This is a genomic window from Streptomyces sp. bgisy159 (assembly GCF_057707805.1).
Genome location: NZ_JBYIQX010000018.1, coordinates 102,236 through 114,829, shown reverse-complemented (window position 1 = coordinate 114,829; position 12,594 = coordinate 102,236). Strand labels below are relative to the sequence as shown.

Genomic DNA, 12,594 nt, shown 5'->3' with positions numbered 1-12,594 from the left:
CGCCGCCTACAGGTTGCCGCGCTTGGCCTGTTCCCGCTCGATCGCCTCGAAGAGCGCCTTGAAGTTGCCCTTGCCGAAGCCCATCGAGCCGTGCCGCTCGATGAGTTCGAAGAACACGGTCGGACGGTCCTGGACCGGCTTGGTGAAGATCTGCAGCAGGTAGCCGTCCTCGTCGCGGTCGGCGAGGATCTTCAGCTCGCGCAGCGTCTCGATCGGCACCCGAGTGTCGCCGACCCACTCGCCGAGCGTGTCGTAGTACGAGTCGGGGGTGTCGAGGAACTGGACGCCGGCGGCGCGCATGGTACGGACCGTCTGCACGATGTCGTTGGTGTTGAGCGCGATGTGCTGGACGCCCGCGCCGCCGTAGAACTCCAGGTACTCGTCGATCTGGGACTTCTTCTTGGCGACGGCGGGCTCGTTGATCGGGAACTTGACCTTGAGCGTGCCGTCGGCCACGACCTTGGACATCAGCGCGCTGTACTCGGTCGCGATGTCGTCGCCCACGAACTCCTTCATGTTCGTGAAGCCCATGACCTTGTTGTAGAAGCCGACCCACTCGTTCATCCGGCCGAGTTCGACGTTGCCGACGCAGTGGTCGATCGCCTGGAAGGTGCGCTGCGCGGGCGGTTCGACGATCGGCCGGGCGGCGACGTAGCCGGGCAGGTAGGGGCCGTCGTAGCCGGAACGCTCGACGAGGGTGTGGCGGGTCTTGCCGTAGGTGGCGATGGCGGCCAGCACGACCGTGCCGTGCTCGTCCTTCACCTCGTAGGGCTCGGCGACCGAGGTCGCGCCGTGTTCGAGGGCGTACGTGTACGCGGCGCGCGCGTCCGGGACCTCGATGGCGAGGTCGATGACGCCGTCGCCGTGCTCCGCCACGTGCTCGGCGAGGAAGTGGCCCCAGGTGGTGGCGGGCTTGACGACCGAGGTGAACACGAAGCGGGCCGAGCCGTTCTCCAGGACGTACGACGCCGTCTCGCGGCTGCCGTTCTCCGGTCCGGAGTAGGCGACCAGCTTCATGCCGAAAGCGGTGGAGTAGTAGTGCGCCGCCTGCTTGGCGTTGCCCACGGCGAAGACGACCGCGTCCATTCCCTTGACCGGGAAGGGGTCGGCCTGCCGGGCGGTGTCGGGAGTGTGGTGTGTGGTCTGCGTCATAGGCGCAGCCTCACCCGACTCGGCAGAGTGCGCAATAGTTTCTTCTTTCACTGGGCAATATGCCCAGCAGCGGGCCCGGATCGGCGGGCTCTCTGTACAGGATGACCACCGGGAGGCCGGTATGGCGATCGATCATCTGGACGGGCGGATCATCGTGCTGCTCGCACGGGAGCCGCGGATCGGCGTCCTGGAGATGTCCCGGCGCCTCGGCGTGGCCCGCGGGACGGTGCAGGCGCGGCTGGACCGGCTCCAGTCGAACGGGGTCGTCCGCGGCTTCGGCCCCCAGGTGGACCCGGCGGCGCTCGGCTACCCGGTCACCGCGTTCGCCACGCTGCAGATCCGGCAGGGCCAGGGGGCCGACGTCCGGGCCCACCTGGCGTCCGTGCCGGAGGTGCTGGAGCTGCACACCACGACCGGCAGCGGGGACATGCTGTGCCGGCTGGTGGCCCGGTCCAACGCGGACCTGCAGCGGGTGATCGACCGGGTCGTCGGCATCGACGGGATCGTGCGGGCGTCGACCGCGATCGTGATGGAGAACCCGGTGCCGCTGCGGATCATCCCGCTGGTGGAGCAGGCGGCGGGCACGGAGCCGGCCTGACGGCACGCAACGGGACCCGCCAGGCACGACGGAACCGGCCCAAGGTTACAAAGAACTGCTTGCAAAGCTCTCTTTGCAACGCTACCTTTGCATGCATGCCCGAGAACCCCAAGCTGCATGTGCTCGACGCCCGCACCCTGCGCGGCCTCGCCCACCCCCTGCGGATGCGGCTGCTGTCCGCGCTGCGCCGGGGCGGCCCCGCCACCGCCTCCCGGCTCGCGGCGAAGCTGGGCGAGTCGAGCGGGGCCACCAGCTACCACCTGCGCCAGCTCGCCGCCTACGGCTTCGTCGAGGACGCCCCGGAGCACGGCAAGGGCCGGGAGCGCTGGTGGCGGGCGGTCGACGAGGGCGTCCGGTTCGACGACGAACTGCTGACGGACCCGGACCCGGCGGTGCGGGGCGCCGCCAGCGTGTTCATGCACGAGGTCGCCGGCGTCCACGCCCAGGAGCTGTCGACCTACGTCGGCACGATCCACGAGTGGGGCGAGGAGTGGTTCGCCGCCTCGGACATCAGCGACTTCACGCTGCGCCTCACCCCCGAACTCGCCGGTGAGCTCGGCGAGCGGATGCACGACCTGATCGAGAGCTACCGCGCCCGGGCGCTGCCCGAGGGCTCACCCGGCGCCGAGCAGGTACGCCTGCACACCCACGTCTTCCCCACCCGCACGGACCGAACGGACTGAGAGGCCCGCCCGATGCATCCCGAGACCCATCTCGCCCTGCACCACACCCGCGCCGCCGAGCTCCGCGCCGAGGCCGGCCGGGACGCGGCCGCCGCCGGATCCAGGCCCGCGCGACAGCTCCGGACGAAGGTCGGCTGGACGCTGGTGGAAGTCGGCCTGCGCCTGGTGTCCACGCCGCGCGTCCTTCCGGCGCAGTAGGGGCTGGTGTCCACGCCGCGCGTCGTGCCCGCCCGGTGGGAGGACCGTCCCCGGCTCAGCAGGCGGGGACGGAGCCCTTGCCCGACGCCAGTGCCTTCAGGGCGGCCACCGTGCCCCTGAGGGTGGTCACCGGGACCAGTCTCAGGCCCTCGGGCAGCTCGCCCTTCGCGTCGGAGCACTCCGCCTTCGGGACCAGGAAGACGGTCGCCCCGTCACGGCGCGCCGCCTGCGTCTTCAGGGCGACGCCGCCGACCGCGCCGACCCGGCCGGCGGCGTCGATGGTGCCCGTACCGGCGATGACCCGGCCGCCGGTGAGGTCGCCGCCGACGCCGTCACCGTCGAGCTTGTCGACGATGCCGAGCGAGAACAGCAGACCGGCACTGGGCCCGCCGACGTCGGCGAGCTCCAGGTCGACCTTGACGTCGTCGGAGTCCAGCTTCAGGTACGCCAGCGCCGCCTCGGTCGCGTCGTTCTGCGACTCCTCCATCTGCGCGGTGTTGTGCCGCTGGATCTCCTCGACGCTGTCCCCGCTCGGGTAGACCGAGTCCCGGGGCATGACGGCACGGTCGGTACGGAACCAGCCGTCGAGCACCTCGGGGAGCGTGATCCGGGTGTCCGGATTCGTCGCCTCGATCGTCGTCATCCTCAGCTGGCCGGAGGTCTCGCGGGTCGGCGCACCCGAGATGGTGATCACCGGGGTGCCCTTGTCCGCCCCCAGCACGTTCGCCGTCATACCGGGCTGCGCCACCGAGAACGGCAACGGCGCCAGACCGGCGGTGGCGAGCAGCGCGACGAACGGCACCGCGTACAGGGCGACGGCCCGGGGCCTGCTGAGACGAGACAACCGAGAGAACACGGCCTCAATGTACGTGGTCCGGCGCGGGCGCCCGCCCGCCGCCCGGCCGTAGGGCGTGCGGTCCGCCTGACACAGCGCTTCGGCGGCCTCTCTCGGCCTGCCCGAAGCGCGCGACCCGGCCGACGGAGCGCTTCGGCGACCTCGCCGGGCCGCCAGGGCGTGCGCCGCCCGGCTAGCGCAGCGCTTCGGCGACCTCACGGGCCGCGTCGACGACCCGAGGGCCTACGCGTTCCGGCACCGCGTCGGCCAGCATGACGACACCGACGCTGCCCTCGACGCCCGTCACCCCGAGCAGCGGTGCGGCGGCCCCGCAGGCGCCCGCCTCCAGTTCGCCGTGGGTGAGGGTGTAGCCGGGCTCGGACAGCGTCCGCTGGCGGGCCGCGAGTATCGCCCGCCCCGCCGCGCCCCGGTCCAGCGGATGCCGGAAACCGGCCCGGTAGGCCACGTGGTAGTCGGTCCAGGTGGGCTCGACCACCGCCACGGCCAGCGCGTCGGCGCCGTCGACGAGGGTCAGGTGGGCGGTCGCCCCGATGTCCTCGGCGAGCGACCGAAGCGCCGGCAGCGCCGCCTCCCGCACCAGCGGGTGCACCTGGCGCCCCAGCCTCAGCACCCCGAGCCCCACCCGGGCACGGCCGCCGAGATCACGCCGGACGAGCGCGTGCTGCTCCAGCGTGGCGAGCAACCGGTACACCACGGTCCGGTTCACGCCCAGTTTCTGGGAAAGCTCGGTGACGGTCAGTCCGTGGTCCGTGTCGGCCAGCAGCTTGAGGACACGCAGTCCCCGGTCGAGCGTCTGAGAGGTCTCCGCGGTCACGACGCCCACTCCTCCAACTGGTGAGGTCGGCAGACCCCCGCGCGGCGGATGCGTCATCGAGTCCCGTCGCGTGACGCGCGTCAGAGGCCGCCGATCGATGACGGCCCGGGTCGTTCCGGGCAACAGTCGCTTCACGGCTGCGCTCCGCGGCGGCACTGCCACGGGGCGTGTGCGTAGCGGGACAGTAGCCGCACCGGTTCGCTGAGCGGAAGGCTCCGTCCAGAATCCGGTCAACAGCTCGACAGGACTACCTGCATTTGCCCCGATACGTACGGCGCGCGCCGACGGCGTGCCCGCCCCCGCACCACCCCGCCGGTCACTTCATGCGCGTCGCCCACTCCTGCACCTTGGCGATGCGCTGCCGCAGCTGTCCTGCCGTCGCCTCCGCGCTCGGCGGCCCACCGCACACCCGGCGCAGCTCGGTGTGGATCACCCCGTGCGGCTTGCCACTCTGGTGGACGTACGCGCCGACCATCGTGTTGAGCTGGCGGCGCAGCTCCATCAGCTCCTTGTGGGAGACCACCGGCCGCCGCTCGGCGGGAAGCTCCAGCAGGTCGGCCTCCTCGGCCGGCTTCTTCCGGCTGTGCGCGATCTGCTTGGCCTGCCGCTTCTGCAGCAGCAGCTGCACCTGGTCGGGCTCCAGCAGGCCCGGGATGCCGAGGTAGTCCTGCTCCTCCTCGCTGCCGGGGTGGGCCTGCATGCCGAAGTCGGCGCCGTTGTAGGTGACCCGGTCGAAGACGGCGTCGGACTCCAGCGCCTCGAAGGGCAGCATGTCCTGCTCGCCGGTGTCCTCGTCCTGCTCCCGGTTCGCCTCGTCCATCTCCTTCTCGGACTCGGCGTAGGGGTCCTCGTCCTCGCCGCCCTTCTTGGGCTTGTCGAGGACGTGGTCGCGCTCGCGTTCCATCTCGTTGGCGAAGCCGAGCAGGTCGGGGACGGTCGGCAGGAACACCGACGCGGTCTCGCCGCGCCGCCGCGACCGCACGAAACGGCCGACGGCCTGCGCGAAGAACAGCGGCGTGGAGATCGTCGTCGCGTACACCCCGACCGCGAGGCGCGGCACGTCGACGCCCTCCGACACCATCCGCACCGCGACCATCCACCGGTCGGTGCCGCTGCTGAACTCGTCGATCCGCTTGGACGCGCCCACGTCGTCGGACAGCACCAGCGTCGCCTTGCTGCCCGTGATCTCGCGGATCAGCTTGGCGTAGGCGCGCGCCGAGTCCTGGTCGGAGGCGATGACGAGGGCGCCGGCGTCCGGTATGGCCTTGCGCACCTCGGTCAGCCGCTGGTCGGCGGCGCGCAGCACGCTCGGCATCCACTCGCCGCGCGGGTCGAGGGCCGTACGCCACGCCTGGCTGATCGCGTCCTTGGTCATCGGCTCGCCGAGCCGGGCCGCGATCTCGTCGCCGGCCTTGGTCCGCCAGCGCATGTTGCCGCTGTAGGAGAGGAAGATGACCGGCCGCACGACGTGGTCGGCGAGCGCGGAGCCGTAGCCGTAGGTGTAGTCGGCGGCGGAGCGCCGGATCCCGTCCTGGCCCTCCTCGTACGTCACGAAGGGGATCGGGTTGGTGTCGGAGCGGAACGGCGTACCGGTGAGCGCGAGGCGCCGCGTCGCCGGTTCGAACGCCTCCAGGCACGCCTCGCCCCAGGACTTACTGTCGCCCGCGTGGTGGATCTCGTCGAGGATCACCAGCGTCTTGCGCTGCTCGCTGCGGTTGCGGTGCAGCATCGGCCGCACGCCGACGCCCGCGTACGTCACGGCGACGCCGTGGTACTCCTTGCTCAGCGGCCCGGCGCTGTACTCCGGGTCGAGCCGGATTCCTATCCGGGCCGCGGCCTCCGCCCACTGCTTCTTCAGGTGCTCGGTGGGCGCGACCACGGTCACCTGCTGGACGACGTGGTGGTGCAGCAGCCAGGAGGCCAGGGTGAGCGCGAAGGTCGTCTTGCCGGCGCCGGGCGTGGCGACGGCGAGGAAGTCACGCGGCTGCTCCTGGAGGTACTTCTCCATCGCCCCCTGCTGCCAGGCCCGCAGCTTGCTGGCGGTGCCCCAGGGAGCGCGGCCCGGGAAGGCCGGGGAGAGGTGGTGGGAGTGCGAGGAGGAAGCGGCGGTGGTAGTCACGGTCTCCGGGTTCGGTGCTCTCGGTGGGCCGGTTCTCGGCTACGAACGACAGTGGCTCTCGGCTGCGTACGACAACCGGGCCACCCTACCGGCGCCCCGGCCCCCACACGCCGCACCCGCCCCGCCGCCCCCGCCGGGTGGGACCCACATCACAACGCCCGCAACCGCCCGGCGATCCCGGCGATCTCCGTCTCCTCCCCCGCCGCGACATCGATGACCAGCGCGTACGCCACATCCTGGTCGCAGTCGGTCAGATCGACGCCGTTGACCGCCAGGAAGGTGGCGGCGGCCAGCCACGCGGTCCGCTTGTTCCCGTCCACGAGGGGGTGGTTGGCGGCCAGGGCGTGCAGGAGCGCGGCGGCCTGCTCGTGGAGGTCCTCGTAGGCCGCCGCCCCGAACATCCGCGCCCGCGACCGGTGCACGGCGGACGCCAGCAGCCCCGGCTCCCGCACCTCGGGCTCCCGCCCGCCGAACGCGAGCGCGGCGATGTCCGTGACCTCCGCGACGGTGAGGTGCCGCGTCATTCGCCCAGCCTCCGCAGCAACTCGGCGTGCGCGACGGCAAGCCCCTCGGCGACGCCCCGCACGCCTGCCGCCTCCCGCGCCACCCGCTCCCGTACGGCGTCCAGGACGACGTCCTCCGCACCGCGCCCGGTGGCGTCGGCGAGGTCGTCGAGGGCCTGGCGGAGATCGGGCGGGAGGCGGAGAGTCAGCTCGGACATGACCGCAGCGTAGGCGGCCCGCCCGGCCCGCCGCGAACGCTTTGCGGGCCGGACGGCCTGCGTTCCCCGGGGCCGGCCTCGCCGCGGCCCCAGGGCGTCAGGCAGGTCGGCGGGCGACGGCGAGCAGGTGCGAGCTGGCGGCCATGAGTTCCGGATACGGCTCGGCCATGCGGGCGGCGGTCAACGCCGACGCGAAGAGCGGGGAGTCCCGGAAGTCGCCGCCCGTGTTGCGCTCGGCCGCCGCGAGCATGGACCAGGCCGGGCCCTCGATGCCGAACACCTCCGCACCGTCGAAGCCCGCCGCCGACACCTCGTCGCGCAACTGCCCGCCGCTGTGGAAGTAGGCGGCGGTGAACGCCTTCTTCCCGTCATGGATCTGGGAGGCGAGGATGCCGCCGATGCTCTCCCGCATCGGCTCCTTGTGGAGGTGCCCGAAGGCGGCGTGCTCGAACAGGCTGGAGTATCGGTTGATACCGGCCGCAGCCAGCAGGCCGACCGGGCGCAGGACCCGGTACGCCTCCGCCAGGGCGCGGTCGCGGTCGGCGCGGTCGAGCAGGTGGTAGAGCGGTCCCAGCAGGAGCACCACGTCGTAGGTGGCGTCGTCGGCGGAGAGTTGACGGGCATCACCGAGTTCGACGGTGGCGCCGGTCCGTTCGGCCTGCTCGACGTGGCGGGGGACCGGATCGACGAGGTGGACGGTGTAGCCGTCGGCGACGAGCCATCGGGCGTGGGCGCCGGGCCCGCCGCCGATGTCGAGGATCCGGGCGGGCGGTGGCGGCAGGTACCGGCGCAGCAGTTCTTGGGTGCGCACCATCTCCAGGCACCCGTCGGCCGTCGTGCTCAGCCGGTCGGCCTCGTCGATGGTCTCGGTGTAGAACCTCACGATCTCCGGCGCTGGCTCAACGTTCGTCATGGGGGCATTCTGGGGCTCACCGGTGGACCAGTCCAGTGATCGGAACAGTGCCCATGCCTTTGCTGAAGTACGAGCAGATCGCCGAGGATCTGCGGTCGCGGATCGCGAACGGTGAGTTCGGACCCGGTGAGCTGCTGCCGTCCGGACGTGACCTGGCCGAACAGTGGAGCGTGTCCCGGGCGACGGTCGTCAAGGCGTACGACGTGCTGCGCGGTGACGGCGTGGTCGTAGCGCGGCAGGGTGCGGGGTTCACCGTCGTGGACACGCCGCTCGCGCGCCCCGCGGGTGGCCGCCGCGCCGGGACGGCTCGGGTGTCCGGCGGTGCGCCGTTCCGACGTCTGGGGACGCCCGACCGCGTCGTTCCGCCGGATCACGTGAGCGATGCTCTCGGGCTGGAGGCGGGTGAGACGGCCCTGCGGCGGGCTCGGCTGGTCCTGCTGGACGACGGAGCCCCGGGCACGCTCGTCACCGCCTGGTTTCCCCCGGACATCACGGACGCCGCTCCTCGGTTGTCGATGGCGGGCCCGATCTCCGAGGGAACGACGCATTACGTGCGCCGGGAAACCGGCCGCTCACCCTCCGAAGGCGTCGATGTGAAGACGGTTCGCCTGGCCACCGCCGAGGAGGCGCGTCTGCTGGAGGTCGAACAGCCCGTGGCGGTCGCCGTGGTGCTCCACGCGGCGTACGACCAGGAGCGACGTCCGCTGGTGTGCGAGGAGGGCGTCACGGCCTCGCATGTGTTCGAGGAAACCGAGAGGTACCCGATGGGGTAGCGCAGACCATCAGCCGCTTGACTGGACCGGTCCACCGGTCCAATCTCTGTGGTGCAGGACCCACTCCACGGGAACTGCGCATGTTCAGTGCCCCGAAGGAGGCCCAGGTGACCAGAACTGCGGAGATCACCCCCGAGGCACTCGCCGTCCTACGGCTGCCCGCGCGGGACGCCCTGGACGACGAGCGGCGGCGGGGTGCCGCCTGCGTGTGGTGCGGGCACGGGCTGGACGGCGAGTCGGCCGTCGACCTCGGGGAACAGGCGCCGCCGGAGCGATGGTTCCCGCGGGCGTGCCGCCCCTGTGTCGGCGCCCGCGCGCACTCCGCGTTCCTCCCGCACGCCACGGCCTGCGAGCGGTGCGCCAACCACTCCGAGCTGTGCGGGACCGGCCGTCTGCTGCACCGCCTCACCCTGCGCCACTGGGTGACCTGCGACCGCTGCGGCCGGCGCATCGAACCGGGGCAGCCCTACGACGCGTTCCTCCCCGAGTCCGGCAGCGGCTTCCCGCCCGCGGTCCACCTGCACCGGGAACCGTGCGGGGCGGAGCCGGTCCGCCGGCGGTGACGCGGGGCCGGGCGGGGCCTGTTCCGCCCCCGGGCGGCGCGCCCGGTCCGGTCGCGCCGCCCGGTGCCGTCAGGGCAGCATGCGGGCGGGGTGTTCCTCGGGTACGGGGGTGCCGGTCGTCGGGGTGCGGTCCCGCAGCCGCCGGGTCACCCACGCCCCCAGCAGCGCCACGCCCGCCATCGGCAGGAACACCGCGAGGTACGCGGCGGGGTGGGAGCCGGTGACGGCGGTGTCCCCGGTCGGGTGGGCGGTGGAGCCGCCGCCCAGCGCGGCGAAGGCGGCGCCGCCGGCGGCGAGGAGGAGGACGTTGGAGAGGGCGTCGGAGATCTGGAGGGCGGCGGAGTTGGCACCGGCCTCCTCGGGGGCGGACAGCTGGAGCAGCAGGACGCTGGAGGAGGAGATCACCAGGCCCATGCCGAAGCAGCCCAGGGCCCAGGCGACGGCCACTGTCCACACCGGTACCGAGTCGGCGAGCACGCCCGGCGCGGTGGTGATCGCGGTGGCGGTGAGCAGCATGCCCAGGGTCATCAGCCGCTCCCGGTACGGCATCACCCGCGGCCGCGACTGCACCCAGGAGCCCAGCGCCCAGGTCGCCCCGCCCGCCGCGAGGGAGAACCCGGCGAGTGTCGGGGACAGCCCCCGCTGGGTGACCAGCATCAGCGGCACGAAGGACTCGGCGGCGATGAAGGACCCCGCCGCCAGGCCGCGCAGCAGCACGACCGACGGCAGACCGCGGGCCGCCCGAAGCGTGCCGCGCGGCAGCAGCCCGAGCGCGGCGGGCACGAGCAGGGCGGCGCCCAGGGCTGCCGGGAGGAGGGAGAGGGGGCGCAGCTCCTGGGCGGCGTACTGGAGGAGTCCCGCGCCGAGGGAGACGGCGAAGGCCAGCCGGATGCGGCGCCGGTCGAGGGAGCCGGAGCGGTCGCCGTCGCCGGGGCCGGTCTCCGCCGGGCCGGCCGCCCGCTGCCGTATCCGCGGCAGGGCGAGGGCCAGCGGGAAGGCGACCAGGGGCGGGATGCCGAGGAAGACCCAGCGCCAGCCGAGGTGTTCGGTGACCGCGCCGGATGCCAGCGGCCCGACGACCGACGGGACGACCCAGCTCGCCGCGAAGGCCGCCATGATGGCGGGGCGGAGCCGCTCCGGGTAGGCGCGGCCGACGACCACGTACAGCGCGACGATGACCAGGCCGCCGCCGAGGCCCTGGACCGCCCGGCCGGCGACGAAGACCCACATGGCACCGGCGGTGCCGCACAGCAGCAGACCGCCCGCGAAGGCGACCATGCCCCAGGCCAGCGGGGCGAGCGGGCCGCGCCGGTCGGACCACTGCCCGGACAGCACCATGCCGAGCAGACTCGTCGTGAAGAACCCGGAGAACGCGAACGCGTACAGCGGCACCCCGTGCAGTTCCCGCGCCGCCACCGGCATGGCGGTCCCGACGGCCGTCGCCTCGAAGGCGATCAGCAGGACGACGGAGACGATGCCGATGCTGAGGGACCGGTAGGAGCGTCCGAGCACGGTGTCGGCGCGATCGCCGCCGACAGCGGCGGCAGGGGGCTTGAGGACAGTCACGCCCGCCAGAGTAAGGCGCGAACCCGCGTTTGACCCCTGTCGGAGGTCGGTCAGCGCCTCCGTCGTCGGTCGTAGGGCCGGGGCCTACGACGCTCGGCCACAGACCCGGCGGCTACGCGTACAGTCCGCCGCCCGCCTCGTCCTCGAACATCTGCGGCCAGTAGCGCCGGCCGTCGTCCGTGGGACCGACCGGGGCGGGGTCGCAGGCCGTGCGGTCGACGGCGGCCAGGGTGCGGGACATGGCGTCGGCCAGCTGGTCGTAGGCCTCCGTGAGGTCGTGCACGGCGTCGAGGGAGCGCTCGCGGTGGATCAGCCAGAGGGTGAAGGCGAGGGTGGACACGTCGGCGTTCAGGGGCCGCAGCACCGCTTCGGCCTCGCTCCACGCGAGGACCGCGCCCGTCGCGCCGTCGACGACCAGGCTGGTGTCCTCCAGCAGGTACCCGAGGCGGATCAGGCTGTCGGCCCGCGGCGGGAGCGCGGCGGCCGGGTCGTCCGCCACGTGCTCGGCCATCGTGGGCAGTGGCGCGTCCGTGTCGAGGAAGAACCAGACGCATTCCTCCGGCAGCCCGGCCTCCCGCAGGAAGCGGCGGGTCGGCTCGTGGGTGAGCGCGGCCGGGAAGTCGACGTCCTCGAAACGGACCACGGCACGGGCGCCGAACTCCTCGTCGAGCAGCCGGGGCGGCAGGTCGAGGGCCAGCTCGGAGCGGGTGCCGGGGCCCGCCATCAGCGCCAGCGGGCGGATCACCGCCGTCAGCCGCCAGAACGGCGGCACCTCGCCGCCGTCGGACCCCGCCTCGTACAGCGCGAGCAGCTGGGCCGACGCCCGGTCCACCACCTCGGGTCCGAAGCGGCCCGCGTAGGCCGCGAACTGGCCGCGCAGCGCCGCCAGTTCGTCGGCCGCCGTGGCGAACCGCACCAGCTTCTCCAGCGACGGCGCGAGTCGGCGGCGGTCCATCAGGCCGGGGCGGTCGTGGAGGAAGTACGTGGTGGTGACCTCGCCGGTCGCGCCGTCCAGCAGCACCGACTCGGTCCGCGGCCCCTCCGCGCCGATCAGGCCGCCTATCACCAGCTGGTCGCGCAGCCCGGCGGGCAGCAGGTCGGCGGGGTGGTCGCCGGTGGCGTCCGCGACCGTGCGCAGCCCGTCCGCGCGCAGCGCCTCGAAGGTGACCAGGGCGCCCACGCCCGGCAGTCCGGGGCCGGTCAGCCAGCGGCGGGTCGGCCCGTGCGTGACGTACGGGTCCAGGTCGGTCTCGGTCAGGGTGATCACACTCGTACCGGCCGTGTCCGTCGCGCCCATCGCTCCCCCGTGCATGCCGTTCACCCGTCCCGGGCAGGTTCTCCCACTGCCCGGAACACTACGCGGCACCACTGACATTGATGCTGATACTCAGGTCCCGGTGGTCGTGGCTCGACCACTGACTGACGCCCTGCTGGGCTGTCTTCGTGTTGTTCTGTCCGGCTGCCGGGACCCGTTCTCATGGCTCCGGCCGGGCGGAACATGACCTGATAGGAGCTTGGTCAGAAGCCCCCTCAATGTCCTGTCTGCGCCACCCGGCCGGCGCCTACCTTCGGCTGGAAGGCAGCATCAGCATGACAACACCGGCCGTCCCCTACCGGGGAGACGTCCGGGGCCGCCCG

At 72.8% G+C, this 12,594-nt stretch carries 14 protein-coding genes; 5 read left to right on the top strand and 9 right to left on the bottom strand.

Features of this window, described 5'->3' with window-relative positions:
* Positions 1-6: 6 nt before the first annotated feature.
* Entirely contained in the window at positions 7-1,152 is a 1,146-nt protein-coding gene (hppD, locus tag AC3ET3_RS19285) for a 4-hydroxyphenylpyruvate dioxygenase (protein WP_432133276.1), read from the bottom strand.
* A gap of 121 nt (positions 1,153-1,273) precedes the next feature.
* Between hppD and AC3ET3_RS19280 the strand changes: the two genes are divergently transcribed.
* The 3 genes from AC3ET3_RS19280 (at position 1,274) to AC3ET3_RS19270 (ending at position 2,631) form a co-directional block, all read left to right on the top strand.
* Positions 1,274-1,750: an Lrp/AsnC family transcriptional regulator gene (locus AC3ET3_RS19280; protein WP_432133277.1), complete on the top strand. Its 477-nt coding sequence runs from the start codon at positions 1,274-1,276 to the stop codon at positions 1,748-1,750.
* A gap of 95 nt (positions 1,751-1,845) precedes the next feature.
* Positions 1,846-2,433 carry an ArsR/SmtB family transcription factor gene (locus AC3ET3_RS19275; protein WP_432133278.1) on the top strand — a complete coding sequence of 196 codons (588 nt, stop codon included), beginning with the start codon at positions 1,846-1,848 and terminating at the stop codon, positions 2,431-2,433.
* Between the two features lie 12 nt (positions 2,434-2,445).
* Positions 2,446-2,631 (top strand): hypothetical protein, encoded by a 186-nt coding sequence (locus tag AC3ET3_RS19270; RefSeq protein ID WP_432133279.1) that lies wholly within the window; start codon positions 2,446-2,448, stop codon positions 2,629-2,631.
* Between the two features lie 55 nt (positions 2,632-2,686).
* Here AC3ET3_RS19270 and AC3ET3_RS19265 read toward each other — a convergent pair whose 3' ends face one another.
* The 6 genes from AC3ET3_RS19265 to AC3ET3_RS19240 form a co-directional block, all read right to left on the bottom strand.
* Positions 2,687-3,487: a S16 family serine protease gene (locus tag AC3ET3_RS19265; protein ID WP_432133280.1), complete on the bottom strand. Its 801-nt coding sequence runs from the start codon at positions 3,485-3,487 to the stop codon at positions 2,687-2,689.
* Positions 3,488-3,659: 172 nt separating this feature from the next.
* Positions 3,660-4,301 (bottom strand): IclR family transcriptional regulator, encoded by a 642-nt coding sequence (locus AC3ET3_RS19260; RefSeq protein ID WP_432133281.1) that lies wholly within the window; start codon positions 4,299-4,301, stop codon positions 3,660-3,662.
* A 316-nt stretch (positions 4,302-4,617) separates the two neighbouring features.
* Positions 4,618-6,420, bottom strand: coding sequence for a DEAD/DEAH box helicase (locus tag AC3ET3_RS19255; RefSeq protein ID WP_432133282.1), 1,803 nt, complete (start codon positions 6,418-6,420; stop codon positions 4,618-4,620).
* 149 nt (positions 6,421-6,569) lie between these two features.
* A complete protein-coding gene (locus AC3ET3_RS19250) occupies positions 6,570-6,944 on the bottom strand; it encodes a type II toxin-antitoxin system death-on-curing family toxin (RefSeq protein ID WP_435612539.1) in 375 nt (124 codons plus the stop codon).
* Complete coding sequence (locus tag AC3ET3_RS19245; RefSeq protein ID WP_432157321.1) at positions 6,941-7,141, bottom strand: ribbon-helix-helix domain-containing protein; 201 nt, start codon at positions 7,139-7,141, stop codon at positions 6,941-6,943. The genes AC3ET3_RS19250 and AC3ET3_RS19245 overlap by 4 nt, the downstream gene beginning before the upstream one ends.
* Positions 7,142-7,238: 97 nt before the next feature.
* The gene (locus AC3ET3_RS19240; protein WP_432157322.1) at positions 7,239-8,054 is read right to left on the bottom strand and encodes a class I SAM-dependent methyltransferase; all 816 of its coding nucleotides are present in this window, start codon (positions 8,052-8,054) and stop codon (positions 7,239-7,241) included.
* Positions 8,055-8,107: 53 nt separating this feature from the next.
* Here AC3ET3_RS19240 and AC3ET3_RS19235 point away from each other — a divergent pair, with 53 nt between their 5' ends.
* Both AC3ET3_RS19235 and AC3ET3_RS19230 read left to right on the top strand, forming a co-directional pair.
* The gene (locus AC3ET3_RS19235; RefSeq protein ID WP_432157323.1) at positions 8,108-8,827 is read left to right on the top strand and encodes a GntR family transcriptional regulator; all 720 of its coding nucleotides are present in this window, start codon (positions 8,108-8,110) and stop codon (positions 8,825-8,827) included.
* A 107-nt stretch (positions 8,828-8,934) separates the two neighbouring features.
* Positions 8,935-9,390, top strand: coding sequence for a hypothetical protein (locus AC3ET3_RS19230; RefSeq protein ID WP_432157324.1), 456 nt, complete (start codon positions 8,935-8,937; stop codon positions 9,388-9,390).
* A 69-nt stretch (positions 9,391-9,459) separates the two neighbouring features.
* Here the strand turns inward: AC3ET3_RS19230 and AC3ET3_RS19225 are convergent, their stop codons facing one another.
* Together AC3ET3_RS19225 and AC3ET3_RS19220 are read right to left on the bottom strand one after the other, a co-directional pair.
* Positions 9,460-10,956 carry an MFS transporter gene (locus AC3ET3_RS19225; protein WP_432157325.1) on the bottom strand — a complete coding sequence of 499 codons (1,497 nt, stop codon included), beginning with the start codon at positions 10,954-10,956 and terminating at the stop codon, positions 9,460-9,462.
* A gap of 112 nt (positions 10,957-11,068) precedes the next feature.
* Positions 11,069-12,253, bottom strand: coding sequence for an SUKH-4 family immunity protein (locus tag AC3ET3_RS19220; protein WP_432157326.1), 1,185 nt, complete (start codon positions 12,251-12,253; stop codon positions 11,069-11,071).
* Between the last annotated feature and the right edge of the window lie 341 nt (positions 12,254-12,594).